Raw genomic sequence first — 15,782 nt, forward strand, 5'->3', positions numbered from 1 at the left:
GGACGCCATGCCATTAGATGCCGAAACCAAAAATCAGCTCGCCCAATTCGGAAGAACCATCGCCCTGCTCTTCAACCGCTCCATGATGTACCAACCCAACCACCCGTTTGTGGAGCAGTCCATCGACATGTTCTATAAAAGTGCCCTGGAATTGCTCAGGAAGGTCTCGCCCCTGGTCTTCATTCTCAATCGGGAGGAATTTTTCGTGGACGAGGAGCCCCTGGATCCCCGTCTCAATGTGAGCCGCCTGGTCTCGCTGTTCAAGAACAACGGCATTCAATCCATATCCTTAGAGCCGGGCCTTGAAAGACGCGAGATCAAGGTATTTCTGGAAATCTTAGGCAATATCAACAAGTACGACGCTGCCGAGGGGTTTAAAAAAGCGATCTTCGCCCGCGGCGTAACCAACATCAGGATCAACCACGTCCGGTACAAGAAAGTGACCGACGACGACGAGGTCATATCCAAGGATGCGCTCAAAGACCTGACGCCCCAGATGATGGCTGCCGAGGACGAGGCCCAGGCCCGCAAGATGTTCATGGACACCCTGTTGGAGAGCGTACTCACCGAGGAATTTGCCAAAACCCTGAACATCGAATCCCTCATGGCCAATCCCGGAGCCGTATCCAAAAACATGATCCAGGCAGACCTGGAAAGCGTTTCCGGCGGCGGGCCGGCTCAAGGTGCAGGTTCCGGACCCGGAGGCGGCGGGGGTGCCGGTGAAGGCACGGGCGTCTCTGGCGGCGGAGCAGGCCCGGGAGCCGGGCCTGGAATGGGACTGGGAGAGGGCGGTGGCGGTGGCCCTGGTGGAGGCGGGGGCACCGGCGGCGGCGGTGGTGGGGCCGGGTCCGGCGAAGGATCCGGTGCTGGCGAGGGAATGGGCTCGGGTGAAGGCACCGGCGGTGGACCGGGTACCGGTGAAGGCGGCGGGGGGCCGGGCGGACCGGGAGGGGGCGGCGGCCAACCCGGCGGTCTTTTGTTCCAGCAACTGGAAGTGATGCGCCTGGAAGTGGAAAAGCACATTGAAGGCAAGGGCTCCGTTGCCATAGCCGACTTGGCCGCTGCCGTCTTCGACATGAAAAAGCAGTTGCTGGAGGGTATCGAAGCCCAAAAAGCGCTGGGTGTGGCCTATGAGAACGAAGCGGCTATTTTAGAAAATGCCAACGAACTCACCGACCGGGTGCTGCTCCAGCTGGTCAAGGACGAATACCAGAATGGCCAGATCACGCCGGCCCGCATGGCGCAAATTCTCAGACGGCTGGTGCCCGAAGCTGCGGAACTCAAACGCCTGCTTCCCAAGATCAAAAACGTCCTTATCGAAGAGGGCATGAGCCATACCGAGTACCTGGAACTGGTGCAGGAACTGAGCAAGGAGCTGCAAAGCGAGGGGCTGGCCAGCATCCTTCAGGAAAGCGGCGAGGAAATCGGTGTGGACGGCGAGCAGTTGATCGCGGAGTTTAAAAACAATCCGGAGCAGGCGGCCCAGCTGATCTACCTGGCCTCGGAAATCCGCAAGGGTACCGGAGACGAGGATGCCCTGGCTGACATCCTGGCCGGTTACGTGGAACAGGTGGGGGGCCAGATGGCCCTGGAGCAGGCGGACAAGGACGATCCTGAGCACCTGAAAAAGGTGATGAGCAGCGTCGAGTCCAATATCGTCCAGCAACTGGGAAAAATGGACAAGGGCGGCGAGGTCATTGCCAAACTGGAAGAGCGCCTCAACTCCCGCATGGAATCGGTTATGGCCCAGATGCGTGCCGAGTGGATTAAAACCAGGGGAGCCGCCGCCGGAGAGGGGATGCCGGAAGCAGCGCCCCGCAAGGTTCTCAGTGTCCTCGAAACCCTGGAGCAAAGTGTCAGTGAACACGACGAACTGGGCGGAATTCTCAAAATTGTCCGCGGCAAGGTAGAGGCCGGCGAAATCGATGAGAACGACTATAAGAAAATCCAGGCTGAGATTTCCAACCAGAAACAGATAATCAAGGAAAGAGAGTCCAACCGGGTCATGCCCACCGGCGTCATCAAAGCGTCAGCCATGGCCTTCATTTTGGAAAAGGAGATCGCCCGGGCCAACCGCTACGATTACGGCTTCTCCGTTCTGGCCTTTTCCATGGTGCATATCAAGCCCCAGGGCAAAGTGCCGGCCGGCGTGAAAATCGACAACGAAGTTCTCATCGAATCCGTGCTGGCCATGTTGGCCGAAACCTTCCGGGAAGTCGATATCGTCGGTCAGTTGGGCAAAAACACCATCGTGGGGCTTTTGCCGCTGATCGACCGCGAAGCTTCCAAAAAAGCGCTCAACCGGGTGATGACGGCGCTTCAGGCCGGCCCCATCGATGTAAAGGGCGTTCCCGTGCTTTTCAAATTTGCCGGCATCGCCATGACCTTTGACGGAGAGCACACCCCGGACACCAAAAGCTTTATCCGGGTAATGTCCGGCCGCCTTCAGGACATGGCCAACCGCCTGAAGAATATCCAGACGTTCATGTAACGACAGCCTGTTTGAACATAGGCGGCATCGGCAACAGGAGCGCTTTTATGTCAGCATCCATATCGAGAAGATCGTTTATCAAGGCCGGCATGTTCACGGCCGGCGCAGTTGCGGCCTCCGGGTTCCCCCGCCCGCGGATGGCGCACGCCGCCGATGCGGAGTTGTGCACCCTGCTGGACCTTGGCAAATGCATTGCCTGTGGCGCCTGTGTGGAGGCCTGCCGGGAAGTAAACGAGGAAAAGTTTCCCCAACCCGAGGGCCCCATGCCCGATATGCTTCCACGAAGCAAAGTCAAAATTGCCGACTGGTCGTCGGAGGAAAAACAAGCCGTGGACGACCGCCTGACACCCTACAACTGGCTTTTCATTCAGGAGGCTTATGGCGAATACAACGGTGAAGAATTCGAAATCAATATCCCCCGCCGCTGCATGCACTGCCGCAACGCACCATGCAGCAACCTGTGCCCGTTCGGCGCCGCCTTCGCCCAGGAAAACGGCATTGTGCGCATTCACCCCGACATTTGCATGGGCGGTGCCAAGTGCAAGGCGGTGTGCCCCTGGCATATCCCGGAGCGCCAATCCGGCGTGGGGTTGCACCTGGAGCTGCTGCCCCAGTATGCCGGCAACGGAGTCATGTACAAATGCGATCGCTGTTACAACCGCATTGCCAAGGGCGAGCTGCCGGCCTGCATCGAGGCCTGCCCGGAAGATGTCCAACAGATCGGGCCTCGACGTGAAATCGTTGAAAAGGCCCATCGGCTGGCCGAAGAAACAAACGGTTTCATCTATGGAGAAACCGAAAACGGAGGCACCAATACCATCTATGTCTCACCGGTGCCCTTCGAGGTGCTGAACCGAGCCATCGACAAGGGCCCCGGATCACCGCACCTGGACCCGGTGCCCGACGCCATGACGTCGGCCAACAACATGGCCCTGGCCCTGGCCGTGGCGCCGGTAGCCGGTGCGGCCGGGGCTGTGCTCCGATTTCTCAGCCTCGGGGGAAACGATACTCGGGGGAAAGGGGCCCAGCGATGAGCACGAAATTCGGCCCGTTCCTGAAGGTCCTGTATGGCGTCGCTGTGATTACCGCCCTGTTTACAGGCTTTGGCAACATGCCCCTGTATGGACGCTACTACGTGGCCGATTTGCCCGGACTGGGATGGTCGGGCAACTTTTTTCTCAACGTCAATGTCCACATTTTGGCCGGCAGCGTGCTGCTGGCCGTCGCCGTTTATGCCTTTACCGCATCCCTGCTGATTCGGCGTTTGCCTGTCGACAGACTCTCTTTTTCCGGAAAGACGAGAGGGCTCCTGCTTGCACTTACCCTCCTCACCGGGGTCGTCATGGTCCTCAAAAATCTGCCGGCCGTTCATCTGCCGATGAAGGCCCTGATCGCATTCAACTTTCTGCACATGGGTGCTGCGGTCCTTTTTATGCTCGCAGCATTGATTTCGCTGATTTTCCGACGGCCCTGGACCAAAACCCGCTGAACAGGCATTCGCGACGTCGTTGGCCATCAAAGGCGGCCTTTCAGAGGTTGCTTTTTGGATGGTTCCCGTTACAATGGAATCAAATTTCGTATCGGCAAATTTCCAACAATCGGATGTCTGTCGCCTGTAATCATCGGCCAAAAACCCAAAAACCATCAAGAAAGGAGCGAGGCCAAATATGCAAATGCGCATGGTTGCCGTGGTTCTTCTATTGCTCACCCTTTCCGGATTCGTCGTTGCCGCCGTTGGACCGCCGGCCGATGCCCCGGATTTCCCACCCAGTCTGGAACGTTACAACGATCAGAAACTGGACAGCATTTTCGCAATCCTCGGCAATCGCATTCAGCAGCAGCCCTTCAATTTGGTGGCCTCCCTGATTTTTCTATGCGCCATCGTCCACACGTTTCTCACCGGACGGTTTATGGTCGTCGCCCACCGCTGGGCCCACAATCATGAGGAAAAGATAAAAACCGGAGCTGCGCCCCGGGGGTCGGTGCATCATGGGGCCGAACTCTTTCATTTTTTAGGCGAAGTGGAAGCCGTGTTCGGGATATGGGCGGCGATGCTGGTGGTTGCCATTACCTTTTTCTTCGACTGGACCACGGCCAAGAGCTATATCCTCTACCGGGTCAACTTCACCGAACCCATGTTTGTGGTGGTGATCATGACCCTGGCGGCCACCCGCCCCATTTTGATGGTGGCCGAGCGGGCCATGTGGAAAATCGCCAGCCTGCTGGGTGGCAGTATCACCGCCTGGTGGTGGGCCATCCTGACCGTTGCGCCCATACTGGGATCGTTTATCACCGAGCCGGCCGCCATGACCATCGCAGCCCTGCTGCTGGCCGATAAATTCTACAGCCTCGCGCCATCGCGCAAATTCAAATACGCAACGCTGGGACTGCTTTTTGTCAATATCTCCGTGGGCGGGACCCTGACCAGCTATGCTGCACCGCCGGTTCTCATGGTGGCAGCGCCCTGGCAGTGGGACTCCGCCTTCATGTTGACCCATTTCGGATGGAAGGCCGTTTTGGGCATCCTGGCGGCCAACCTGTCTTATTTTCTCGTTTTCCGCACAGAGCTAAACCGGCTGCAGGAAACCTTCGCCATGCAAAGCCTCAAGGATGAAATCCAGCAGCGCTATCTTAAGCGGGCCGATGTGGAAGCCATGGTGGATGAATGCGCCAGCCGACTCGGCGACCGCTTTCACTTTTTCGAGACCTTTTCCGAGGAGCTGAAAAAGGCCCGGCAGGAACTCAGCCAGCGCATGGAAGAACGGGTCCTTACCGAGATGGTCGCCAAAGGAATCGACCGCGAAATGGCTCGCCAGGCCTTTATGGAACGCAACCGGGAGATTCAACTGCGGCGCATGCGCCAGGATCTGCCCGGTCTGCTGCCGCCTGAGGATCGTCCCGAATTTTTAGATCCGGATTGGGACCATCGTGACGATCCCGTGCCCTGGTGGGTGACCCTGGTGCACATCGCTTTCATGGGATGGACTATTATCAACGCCCACTATCCCCCCTTCTTCATTCCGGGGATGCTCTTTTTTTTGGGGTTCGCCCAGGTCACCTCACCCTACCAGAACCGGCTGAACCTGAAACCGGCCCTGCTGGTCGGCTTTTTTCTCGGCGGTCTGGTGATCCACGGCGGCCTCCAGGGATGGTGGATCGAACCGGTTCTGGGCAACCTCGCCGAAATCCCCCTGATGCTGGGCGCCACAATTCTCACGGCGTTCAACGATAACGCGGCCATCACCTTTTTGAGCACTCTGGTGCCCGACTTCTCGGATGCCATGAAATACGCCGTGGTTGCCGGCGCCGTGGCAGGCGGCGGACTGACCATCATCGCCAACGCCCCCAACCCCGCCGGTTTGAGCATCCTGAAGTCCTACTTCGACGAGGAGGTCTCGCCGGGTGGCATCTTCCTGGCTGCTGCATTTCCTACAATCGTCCTATGGCTGACATTTCTCGTTTTTTAACGGAAAATCACACTGATGAGGAGTTCGAACCCCGATGATTCATTTGGACAGAACCAAGCAGCAGAAAATCCACAATCGCAGGATCAACACCGCCATTTATGAAGGCCAATCGGATACGATCATCGTCGAGGGTACACTCAAGGACGAACGGTTTTGCGATTCACACATGGTTACAGGAGAGATCCGACCGCCTTTTACCGTGCACCACATGATTGTCCGCATGGAGCTTCAACTGCCCGATCTCACCATTTTGGACATCGAAGTGGAAATGCCCTCGGTGCCCCATGAGTCCTGCCGCGAGATCCGCGAATGCTTAGAACCGCTCAAGGGGTTGTGCATCGCCGCAGGTTTTATCGCCAGGGTCAGAAAACGGATCGATCGGAAGCAGGCCTGCACCCACCTTCTGACCCTGGTGACCGCCATGGCACCGGCGGCTTTTCAGGGCGCCTGGAGTGCCAGAATCAGACAGCCCGTCGATCCGGAAACCTATGCCGGAATGCTGAGCAAGCTCAAGAACACCTGCTGGGCCTGGAGAGAAGACGGCCCGCTGGTCGAAAAGTTGACGAATTTGTAAGAAGGCCAATATCGGCGTTACGCTTCGCCCCTCGTCACTGCGGAGTAAAGTAAATACGCCTCATTCCTCGGGACTCGCAAGCCTTGATCTCGGCCTTATTACGAATCCGTCGGAAATGGAACTATTTACGAGTTCATTAAAAGTTAAAAAACTAGAAATAATCGACCCGCCCCCCCTGTTTCAACGGATTTTCCCCGATTGTCGGAAGCTATGTTACCGTTGACAACTTCTTTTTGAATCGATAAATGGCCATGCAGCCAAAATTTTAACTGGAGGAGCCCATGGCCTATCGATACGATCATCCCGACAACCTGGTATCCCTGATCGAAGACAGCGTAGAAAAGTTTGGCGACAATCCGCTCTTCGGCGCCAAAAACGCCGCCGGCCAATACGAGTGGGTCACCTACGCCGAAGTGGGCCGCCGGGTGGACAATCTCCGGGGCGGTCTGGCCCGCCTGGGCATCGGCAAGGACGACGCCGTTGGCATCATCGCCAACAACCGCGCCGAATGGGCCATCTGCGCTTTTGCGGCCTACGGGTTGGGCGCGCGCTATATCCCCATGTACGAAAAAGAGCTTCCCAAGGTTTGGAAATACATTATCAAGGACGCCAACGTGCGGGTCCTTTTCGTGGCCACACCGGAAATTTTCGAGCAGGTCAAGGGTTTCATGGCTGAAACGCCCGGCCTGGAAAAGGTGCTGCTCATCGGGGGACAGGACGAAGACAGCATGCCTGGGCTCGAGGGCATCGGCGAGGCCCATCCGACAGCCGCCATCCATCCCTCCCCTCACGACATCGCCGTGCTGATCTACACCTCCGGCACCACCGGCGACCCCAAGGGCGTCCTGCTCTCCCACGGCAATTTCACCACCAACTTTCTGGCCGGCGGGGCGCTTTACCCGGATTTGGGCCCCCACAGCCGCAGCCTATGCATTTTGCCCTGGGCCCACTCCTTCGGCCAGACCGGAGAATTGTACAACCTGATCCACCTCGGCGGATCCATGGGATTCATGGGCGACGTCACCACCTTGGCCGAGGACATGGGCAAGGTGCGCCCCACCCTGCTGGTTGCGGTTCCCCGGGTTTTCAACAAAATCTACGATGGCCTCTGGGCCAAAATGAATGAAACCGGCGGACTGGTCAAAAAATTGTTTGTCATGGGTGTCGATAGCGCCCGCAAGCGAAGAGAACTGGCGAAGAAAGGGCAGTCCGGTTTCCTGACCGACCTGAAGTTCAAGCTGGCCGACAAAATCGTCTTCAGCAAGATCCGGGCCCGCTTCGGCGGACGGCTAAAATACGCCATCACCGGCAGCGCCACCATGAATGTGGAGATCGGCCACTTCTTCGCAGACATTGGCATCCCGGTGTTCGACTGCTACGGCCTGACCGAAACCACCCCCGCCGTATCCATGAACTGCCCGGCAGCCCACCGGCCGGGAAGCGTGGGCCGCCCCTTGGACCAGGTTCGCGTGGAAATCGACCGGCTCTTTTTGGAGGAAAACGCCGACGACGGCGAAATTATCGTTTACGGCCCCAATGTCATGCAGGGCTACCACAACAAGCCAGACGCCACCCGCCAGGTGATGACCACCGACGGGGGCTTTCGCACCGGCGACCGCGGCCGACTGGACGAGGACGGATACCTGTTCATCACCGGCCGCATCAAGGAGCAGTACAAGCTGGAAAACGGAAAATATGTCTTCCCCGCCGCCATCGAAGAGGAGATCCGGCTACTGCCCTGGGTGGAAAACGCAATGATCTACGGCGAAGGGCGCCCCTACAATGTCTGCATCATCGTACCCGATTTCGAGGTCCTGGGAAAATACGCCCGGGAAAACCGGCTCCCCGAAGATCCGCAGCGATTGGTGGCCGACGACAGGATACAAAAGATGATCGGCGAGGAAATCGCCGCTTTTCTGAAAGGCAAATTCGGCGGATACGAAATCCCCAAAAAATTTCTGTGGGTGACGGAAAACTTCTCCCTGGAAAACGGCACCCTCACCCAGACCATGAAGCTGAAGCGCCGCAGCGTGATGGAGCAGTATCGGGACCGCCTAAGGGCGCTCTACGATTGACACCACGATTTCCGATGGTTACGATGCCAACTAACGGCAGTCTGTCGGACTGCCTTCATCCCATTCCTAACCCCAAGGAGCGCGATGATGACCAGATGGCTGAGAACCTTCGAACACACGATTATCCGGTGCCTCATCTACATGATGGCCCTCATTATCCTGATTTCAACCATCGAACTGGGCTATCTGCTGATCAAGGACATTGTCAGCCCACCGGTTTTCTTCCTGGAAATCGATGAACTGCTCGAACTGTTTGGCTTTTTCCTGTTGATTCTCATCGGCATCGAACTGCTGGAAACCATCAAGGCCTATCTCCAGGATCAGGTCGTGCACTCCGAAGTTGTCCTGGAGGTCGCCCTGATTGCCATCGCACGCAAAGTGATCATATTAGACCTGAAAGAGTACGACACCACCGTACTGATCGGTATCGCCGCACTGATTCTGGCCATTGCCGGTGCATACTACATCGTAAGGCGCAAACTGCGGATCGACCTCTCCCCCAATTGTGGCGTCCCGCAGGAAGAAAAAGAGGGATCGCAGTGAAACAGATCGCAACCTTGATTGGAAAGGCAGCTGTCCGATGAAATCCTGGAAAAAAAGGGTCCTGTTAACCGTTGGGGCATTGGTGGGGCTGGTCGTTGCGATCGGGCTCCTCAAGTTGGTTTTCGTCGATTTTGTCGTCGATTTCTGGTGGTTCCAATCCCAGGACATGGGCGTCTATTTTCTCATGCGCTGGCTCTATCGATATCTTGTGTTCCTGTTTTTTACGGTCCTTTTTTTCGGTATCTTTCTGGTCAACTTCTGGATCGCGACCCGACTTGTGGGGATGGCCGAAGGACAGGATGCTGAGGGGAAAAAGGACCTGTTCAAGCTGCTGCATACGGGCTTGCGCAGGTTCTATATACCGTTTTCGCTGGTCCTGGCGCTGCCCATCGCGATTCCCATGTATGCCAATTGGGAGGCGGCCCTGCTTTTCCTGTTCGGCAGCGCCAGCGGGGTGGCCGATCCACTGTTTTCCAAGGACATCAGTTTCTACCTGTTTTCCCTGCCGGTGTACAACCTGCTGCAAAAAGAGGTGTTGCTGACCTTCGTCGTGCTGTTTCTGGTGGTCGTCTTTCTCTACCGGGTTGAACATCGACTGCTGGCCGGAAGCGAACAGGCGCTGCCGCGGAGGGCCTACTGGCACATCAGCACCCTCGCACTGCTCATCGTTGCCATTATCTGTTGGGGATTTTTACTGGAGCGCTACAGCCTGCTCTACGAAACGACGAATCTGCCGGTTTTTTACGGACCGGGATACGTTGAGATGCGTATCGTGCTGCCCTTTATCTGGCTGGTGACAATTTTTCTCGCCGCAACGGGCATTTCGCTGATCGTCTCCTTCAATCGCGGCAAAGGATGGAAGATACCGGCCGTTTTCGCCCTGCTGTTCATTCTCAGCTTTGTCGGCAAGAACGCCGATTTTTTCGCCGACAGCGTCCGAAAATATGTGGTCGCCCCCAACCAGATCCTCCGCGAACGGCCGTACATCGATGCCAACATTCGATCGACCCTGGCCGCCTTCGATCTCGATGCTGTAGAAACCCGGGATTTTAAAACCGCCTCCCAGCCCGATTTCGATGCCACGGATCCGGATTTGGTCCGCCGGCTGCAGAACATCCCTGTCTGGGACCGTGAAATGCTGGGAAGTGTCTACGAAGAACTCCAGGGCATTCGGACCTATTACTCCTTTCCGACCATCGACGTCGACCGCTACCTTGTCGAAGACCGCTACCGCCAGGTCTATCTGGGAGCCCGGGAAATTCAGTTTTCCAAACTGCCCCAATCCGCACAGAACTGGATCAACCTGCACCTGCAGTACACCCACGGCCAGGGGGTGGCGATGATTCCGGCAGCCCAGGCCGGCGACGAATTCATGACCTGGTTCATCAAAGACGTCCCGCCCACCTCCGAATTCGGGTTGACCAGCAAACAGACGTCCATCTACTACGGCCTGGAAAACAAACCCTATGCGATCGTCCCCAACGATGCCGGCGAGATCGGCACGCCCGCCGGTGAAGATGAGACCATCGTGAACTACGGCGGAAACGGCGGCGTGAAAATCGATTCCCTGTGGCGCAAACTGCTCTTCGCGATCCAATTTAAAGACCGTAACATCTTCTTCACCACCAAAACCAACGATCACAGCCGGATCCTGTTCCGCCGCAACGTGATCGACCGGATCGGCTATATCACCCCCTTCCTGAAGCTCGATCAGGATCCCTACATCGTCATGACGGAACAGGGGCTGTTCTGGATCCAGGATGCCTATACCACGGCCGACAACTACCCGCTGGCACCTCCGGTGGAAGGGGGTTTCAACTACATCCGCAATGCGGTCAAAATCGTTGTCGATGCTTACAACGGGAAGGTTTCCTATTATATCGCCGATCCCGAAGACCCCATTGTCAACACGTATCGTCGGATGTATCCGGGTGTTTTCAGACCATTGGAAGAAATGCCCGAAGCCCTGCGCAAGCACATCCGCTACCCTCAGGACATGTTTCACACCCAGATATCCGTTTATGCCAAATATCACCAGCGTGATCCGGAACGCTTCTATCGCCAGGAAGATATCTGGGAATTTTCCAAAATGCCGCGGGGCCGGGATCTTGTTCCGGCCAAGCCCTACTATCTCACCTTGGACCTCATCGCCTCCGAAGAGGAGGATTTTCTCCTGTTCATGCCCATGTCGCCCTATGGCCGCGACAACCTCAGGGCCTTGATGATCGCCGGTAGCGACGGTGACAATTACGGCAAAATCTTTGCCTATCGCTTTTCCCGCGAACAGCAGGTATACGGCCCGGCACAGGTTCACTCGCTGGTCAACCAGGACGTGATCATCTCCGAGCAGTTTACCCTGTGGGATCAGGAAGGCTCCGAAGTGATTCTGGGCAAGATGGTCATCGAACCCACTGGCGGTTCACTGCTCTATATCCAGCCGGTCTATCTGCAGGAAGAAGGATCATTGAAAATTCCGCAGCTCAAACGGCTGATCATGGCCCTGGGCGATGCCGTTGTCATGGCTCCGAGCCTGGAAGAAGCGGCAGGTAAACTGGAAGCCGAACTGGCCCGCAAGTCGAACCGACGGATGAGGCAGCCGAAAATGGCGCCGCGGCCGGCGCCCGTGGAAGCGCCACCGGCAGCGGATACCCCGCAAAAGACACCGGAGAGCGACAGCCGGGAAAAAGCGCCCGCAACCGATGCGGGTGCCACCGGGAAAAATCCGCCGTCGTAGCCGTCAGACAAGGGGGGCGATTCGTTTTCGCCTTGCCGCCACGGCATGGATTCCCGGGGACACTGAAGGCCTGTCCTCTTGACATCGAACCCGGAAGGCCTCAATATTTACCTTACTGAACACAGCGCCGACGACTCTCCTCGGCAACCGGTCTGCAAACGTTGAGCGACACCTCCTGTTACGGGCAAGCCTTGCCCAATCCTGTGGCCCAGTAATGAATCGTGCTGTCGACGACCGGGTATAAAGCCTTTTGAACAAGGCTTGACATTCATCCAATCCGTATCCAGGCGGGCCTTTGAACAGCCTGCGCCCGCACCCCAACCAACAATGGCGGCCCTACGCGACACCACGCCGCTCAGGGAGGTGTGAACCATGATCAAACGAATCCTGGTTGGACTCGGCGGGACCCCCTACTCGAAGGTGAGCACACAGTGCGCAACGGAGCTTGCGCGCCTGCACCAGGCTCAGACCACCGGTGTAACCGTCGTGGATCTCGGCAAAATGGGTAAGATCGGTCCGGTGCCGGCCGGTGCCGGCTTTTATGCCCAACGGATGCGCGAAAGGCAGTTCCAGGTCACCCGCGAGGGCATCGAAGCGGCCGTTGCCGCTTTTAAAGAGCACTGTGGAAATCAGAAAGTGGTCTGCCGGCGCATCGAATACGAACAGAAAGATCCGTTTACCGCCATGATCGCCGAGGCGCGCTACAACGATCTGACCATATTCGGACTGCGCAGCATTTTCGATTACGGGTTTACCAGCGACCCGGACAAAGCCATCGTCAAACTGATCTCCCAGGGGGTGCGGCCGATTCTGGCCGTGGCCGAAACCTACCGACCCGTCAAAAAGGCCCTGGTGGCCTACAGTGGTTCCATGGAATCGGCCAAGGCCATCCGCCACTTCCTGCACCTGAAACCCTGGCCGGACGTAAGCCTGCACCTGGTGAATTTCAGGGAAGGGGCCGAACCGGAGCCCCACCTGCTCAAAGATGCCGCCGATTTTTGCATGGCCCACGGTTTCGAGGTGCAAACCGATCAGGTCGACGGGCAGGCGCGCAAAGATCTTTTGCCCTTTGCCCAAAAGATCGACGCCGATCTGATCGTGATGGGCAACAGTGTCCACAAAACCTTGATGAAACAACTGCTCGGCGACACGGTGCTGGAAACCATCAAGTCTGCCGACCGCCCCCTTTTCCTGTCCCAGTAACATGATGGCAAGACGGGCGAATCATTCCCATCACACCGGCGGCCACAGACCGTTAGGATTTGTCTCCACGCTCCTCCCACTCCTGCTGTTCGCCGGCCTGTGCACCCTGTGGCCCCACGTGGTCCGGGGAGAAATTTATTGCGTTCAATGGTCCTGGGCACCCAGCCTGGACTTGTATTTGCGTTTCCGGCTGGACGGCTTGAGCCTGCTGTTCGGCCTGATCGTTACCGGCGCCGGGGTCCTGGTCACGCTTTTCGCATCCAGCTATATGGCCGGCCATGCCCAAACCGGGCGCTTCTTCTTTTTTCTGCAGGCCTTCATGCTCGCCATGCTGGGCATCGTCATGGCCGACAACCTGCTCCTGCTGTTTGTCTTCTGGGAAGCGACCACCGTCTTTTCCTACCTGCTGATCGGATTCGACCACGAATCGGAAACCGCCCGTTTCAATGCCAGGCAGGCCATTCTGGTGACGGGCGCCGGTGGGCTGGCCCTGCTGGTGGGAATTCTCCTGCTGAAAACGGCCGGAGGACCGATGACCCTCAGCCAGTGGACGGCATCCGACCCCGGCATCCGCCAGCATCCGCTCTACCCGGCCATTTTTATCCTCTTTCTGCTGGGGGCCATGACCAAGTCGGCCCAGGTTCCGTTCCATTTCTGGCTTCCCAATGCCATGAGCGCCCCTACCCCCATCAGCGCCTTTCTGCACGCGGCGACCATGGTGAAAGCCGGGATCTACCTGCTGATGCGCCTGCACCCGCTGCTGGGCGGCACGCCGATGTGGATGGGCAGCCTGGTAATCATCGGGGGGGTGACCGCCCTGTGGGGGGCCCTTCAGTCCCTGAGTCCCTGCGATCTCAAACGCATGCTGGCCTACACCACCGTCATGGCCCTGGGAACGCTAACCATGTTTCTCGGCGGCAGCAGCATCGCCTCGCTGACCGCGGCGGCCACGTTTCTATTGGTCCACGCATTGTACAAGGCCGCCCTTTTCCTGGCGGTGGGCAGCATCGACCACCAGACCGGCACCCGCAGACGCGACCGACTGGCAGGCCTCTGGCGCGCCATGCCGCTGACCGCCATTGCGGTGGCCGCGGCCACCTTGTCCATGGCCGGCTTTCCGCTCTTTTTCGGATTCATCGGCAAGGAAATCATGTACCAGGGGGCCCTGGCCGAAAAGGTGTTTCCCCATTTTGCCACGACCATCGCCCTGCTCTCCAATGCCCTGATGACCGCCGTGGCCGGTATCATCCTAATCGGTCCTTTCGGCGGCAAGCGCCCCGACGATCTCGCGGATGTCGAGGAAGCGCCGTGGCCCATGCGATTGGGACCCGGGATCATGGGCGGGCTGTGCCTGCTGTTCGGCATTATTCCCGGATGGGTTTCAGCCAGCTTGATCCAGCCGGCGGTAGGGGCATTTTTCCCGGTCGAAGAAAAGGTGCACCTGGCCCTTTTTCATGGATTCAACCTGCCGCTGCTGCTCAGCGTTCTCACCCTGACCCTGGGAAGCGGCATCTACTTTCTCCGCAGGCCCATCGGCGATGGACTGACGATTTTCCTGGACCGGCTGCCCGTGACTGCCCGGCACGGCTATGATTGGTTCCTGCGTTCTTTTCTGGGCATTGCCCGCTGGACCATCGGCGGACTGCAGAACGGATCGCTGCATCGCTACCTGCTGATCACCATCGGGGTTTTTACACTGACCACCATCACTGTCTGGTGGTTCCACGGCGGCAGCATACCCGTGTCGCTGCCTCTTCCGGATCTGCCGCTGTCCCAGTGGCTGCTGGCAGCCGTTATGACAGCAGCGGTGGTCGCGGTGGTCATGGCCAGCTCCCGGATTCTGGCCGTATGCGCCCTGGGGGTGGTGGGCGGCGGTGCCGCGCTGGTTTTTCTGGTTTACGGCGCCCCGGACCTGGCTCTTACCCAGCTGCTGGTGGAAACCCTGACCCTGATTATCGTTTCCATCGTCCTGCTGCGACTGCCGCCGCTCGACGCCCGGAAATTACCGGCGTCGGGCCGGCGCTGGCTGGATGGAATGGTGTCCGTGGCCACCGGGGTCCTGGTCGCCGCGCTTTGCCTGGCCGCCACCAATGGCCCCGTCGATCGGCAACTGACGGCTTTTTTCGAAGAGAACAGCTATATCGCCGCCCATGGACGCAATATCGTCAACGTGATCCTGGTCGATTTTCGCAGCCTGGACACGCTGGGCGAAATCGTGGTGGTGGCCACCGCCGGCCTGGCCGGCTACGCATTGATCGCCCGGAGGCAAAAATGAAAAATGCCATGGACTCCTATATTCTGCGTGCGGCCACGCGCCTTCTGGTGGGGTTGATGCTTGTCTTCGCCGCGTATCTTCTTTTCCGGGGACACAACGCTCCGGGCGGCGGCTTCTCCGCAGCCCTAGTCGCCGGGACCGGCTTCGCCCTTTTTGCCATCACCGAAGGTCCGGCCGCAGTGCGGCGGGCCCTGCGCATCGATCCGCGGTCATGGATCGCATGGGGACTGATGCTGGCCTTGGGATCCGGTCTGGTGGCCGCGACGACGGGCCACCCCTATCTGACGGGCTTGTGGTGGACGCCGGACTGGCTGGACGGTTTACCGGCCTTCGGCACACCGCTGCTTTTCGATGTGGGCGTGTTTCTGGTGGTGCTGGGAACGATTTTGACCCTGGTACTGAAACTGGAGGAAGACTGAG

The 15,782-nt window shown here is 58.1% G+C and carries 11 protein-coding genes; all 11 read left to right on the forward strand.

What is annotated here, in order from left to right:
* Positions 1 to 7 precede the first annotated feature (7 nt).
* The 11 genes from GN111_RS16430 to GN111_RS16480 all read left to right on the forward strand — a co-directional run bounded on the left by GN111_RS16430 (position 8) and on the right by GN111_RS16480 (position 15,781).
* The gene (locus GN111_RS16430) at positions 8 to 2,491 is read left to right on the forward strand and encodes a nucleotidyl cyclase domain-containing protein (protein ID WP_155304785.1); all 2,484 of its coding nucleotides are present in this window, start codon (positions 8 to 10) and stop codon (positions 2,489 to 2,491) included.
* 47 nt (positions 2,492 to 2,538) lie between these two features.
* Positions 2,539 to 3,525 (forward strand): 4Fe-4S dicluster domain-containing protein, encoded by a 987-nt coding sequence (locus tag GN111_RS16435; RefSeq protein WP_155304786.1) that lies wholly within the window; start codon positions 2,539 to 2,541, stop codon positions 3,523 to 3,525.
* Positions 3,522 to 3,980, forward strand: a complete 459-nt coding sequence (locus tag GN111_RS16440; RefSeq protein WP_155304787.1) for a FeS-binding protein — start codon at positions 3,522 to 3,524, stop codon at positions 3,978 to 3,980. Before GN111_RS16435 ends, GN111_RS16440 begins: the two co-directional genes overlap by 4 nt.
* A 178-nt stretch (positions 3,981 to 4,158) precedes the next feature.
* Positions 4,159 to 5,958 carry a putative Na+/H+ antiporter gene (locus GN111_RS16445; RefSeq protein WP_197740570.1) on the forward strand — a complete coding sequence of 600 codons (1,800 nt, stop codon included), beginning with the start codon at positions 4,159 to 4,161 and terminating at the stop codon, positions 5,956 to 5,958.
* A gap of 34 nt (positions 5,959 to 5,992) precedes the next feature.
* Complete coding sequence (locus GN111_RS16450; RefSeq protein ID WP_155304788.1) at positions 5,993 to 6,532, forward strand: DUF2889 domain-containing protein; 540 nt, start codon at positions 5,993 to 5,995, stop codon at positions 6,530 to 6,532.
* Between the two features lie 281 nt (positions 6,533 to 6,813).
* Positions 6,814 to 8,607: an AMP-dependent synthetase/ligase gene (locus tag GN111_RS16455; protein ID WP_155304789.1), complete on the forward strand. Its 1,794-nt coding sequence runs from the start codon at positions 6,814 to 6,816 to the stop codon at positions 8,605 to 8,607.
* Positions 8,608 to 8,691: 84 nt separating this feature from the next.
* Positions 8,692 to 9,150, forward strand: coding sequence for a phosphate-starvation-inducible PsiE family protein (locus tag GN111_RS16460; RefSeq protein WP_231715763.1), 459 nt, complete (start codon positions 8,692 to 8,694; stop codon positions 9,148 to 9,150).
* 37 nt (positions 9,151 to 9,187) lie between these two features.
* Positions 9,188 to 11,884: a UPF0182 family protein gene (locus tag GN111_RS16465; protein ID WP_155304790.1), complete on the forward strand. Its 2,697-nt coding sequence runs from the start codon at positions 9,188 to 9,190 to the stop codon at positions 11,882 to 11,884.
* Between the two features lie 372 nt (positions 11,885 to 12,256).
* The gene (locus tag GN111_RS16470; protein ID WP_155304791.1) at positions 12,257 to 13,087 is read left to right on the forward strand and encodes a universal stress protein; all 831 of its coding nucleotides are present in this window, start codon (positions 12,257 to 12,259) and stop codon (positions 13,085 to 13,087) included.
* 1 nt (position 13,088) lies between these two features.
* Positions 13,089 to 15,362 (forward strand): hydrogen gas-evolving membrane-bound hydrogenase subunit E, encoded by a 2,274-nt coding sequence (gene mbhE, locus GN111_RS16475; RefSeq protein WP_231715764.1) that lies wholly within the window; start codon positions 13,089 to 13,091, stop codon positions 15,360 to 15,362.
* Complete coding sequence (locus tag GN111_RS16480; RefSeq protein ID WP_231715765.1) at positions 15,359 to 15,781, forward strand: Na+/H+ antiporter subunit B; 423 nt, start codon at positions 15,359 to 15,361, stop codon at positions 15,779 to 15,781. The genes mbhE and GN111_RS16480 overlap by 4 nt, the downstream gene beginning before the upstream one ends.
* Position 15,782: the final 1 nt, after the last annotated feature.

It is taken from the genome of Desulfosarcina widdelii (assembly GCF_009688965.1).
Taxonomy (GTDB): Bacteria; Desulfobacterota; Desulfobacteria; order Desulfobacterales; family Desulfosarcinaceae; genus Desulfosarcina; species Desulfosarcina widdelii.

Coding starts and splice junctions, on each gene's coding strand:
- GN111_RS16470 (WP_155304791.1), top strand. CDS start 12,257: ATGATCAAACGAATCCTGGTTGGACTCGGCGGGACCCCCTACTCGAAG.
- GN111_RS16465 (WP_155304790.1), top strand. CDS start 9,188: ATGAAATCCTGGAAAAAAAGGGTCCTGTTAACCGTTGGGGCATTGGTG.
- GN111_RS16450 (WP_155304788.1), top strand. CDS start 5,993: ATGATTCATTTGGACAGAACCAAGCAGCAGAAAATCCACAATCGCAGG.
- GN111_RS16440 (WP_155304787.1), top strand. CDS start 3,522: ATGAGCACGAAATTCGGCCCGTTCCTGAAGGTCCTGTATGGCGTCGCT.
- mbhE (WP_231715764.1), top strand. CDS start 13,089: ATGATGGCAAGACGGGCGAATCATTCCCATCACACCGGCGGCCACAGA.
- GN111_RS16455 (WP_155304789.1), top strand. CDS start 6,814: ATGGCCTATCGATACGATCATCCCGACAACCTGGTATCCCTGATCGAA.
- GN111_RS16430 (WP_155304785.1), top strand. CDS start 8: ATGCCATTAGATGCCGAAACCAAAAATCAGCTCGCCCAATTCGGAAGA.
- GN111_RS16435 (WP_155304786.1), top strand. CDS start 2,539: ATGTCAGCATCCATATCGAGAAGATCGTTTATCAAGGCCGGCATGTTC.
- GN111_RS16480 (WP_231715765.1), top strand. CDS start 15,359: ATGAAAAATGCCATGGACTCCTATATTCTGCGTGCGGCCACGCGCCTT.
- GN111_RS16460 (WP_231715763.1), top strand. CDS start 8,692: ATGATGACCAGATGGCTGAGAACCTTCGAACACACGATTATCCGGTGC.
- GN111_RS16445 (WP_197740570.1), top strand. CDS start 4,159: ATGCAAATGCGCATGGTTGCCGTGGTTCTTCTATTGCTCACCCTTTCC.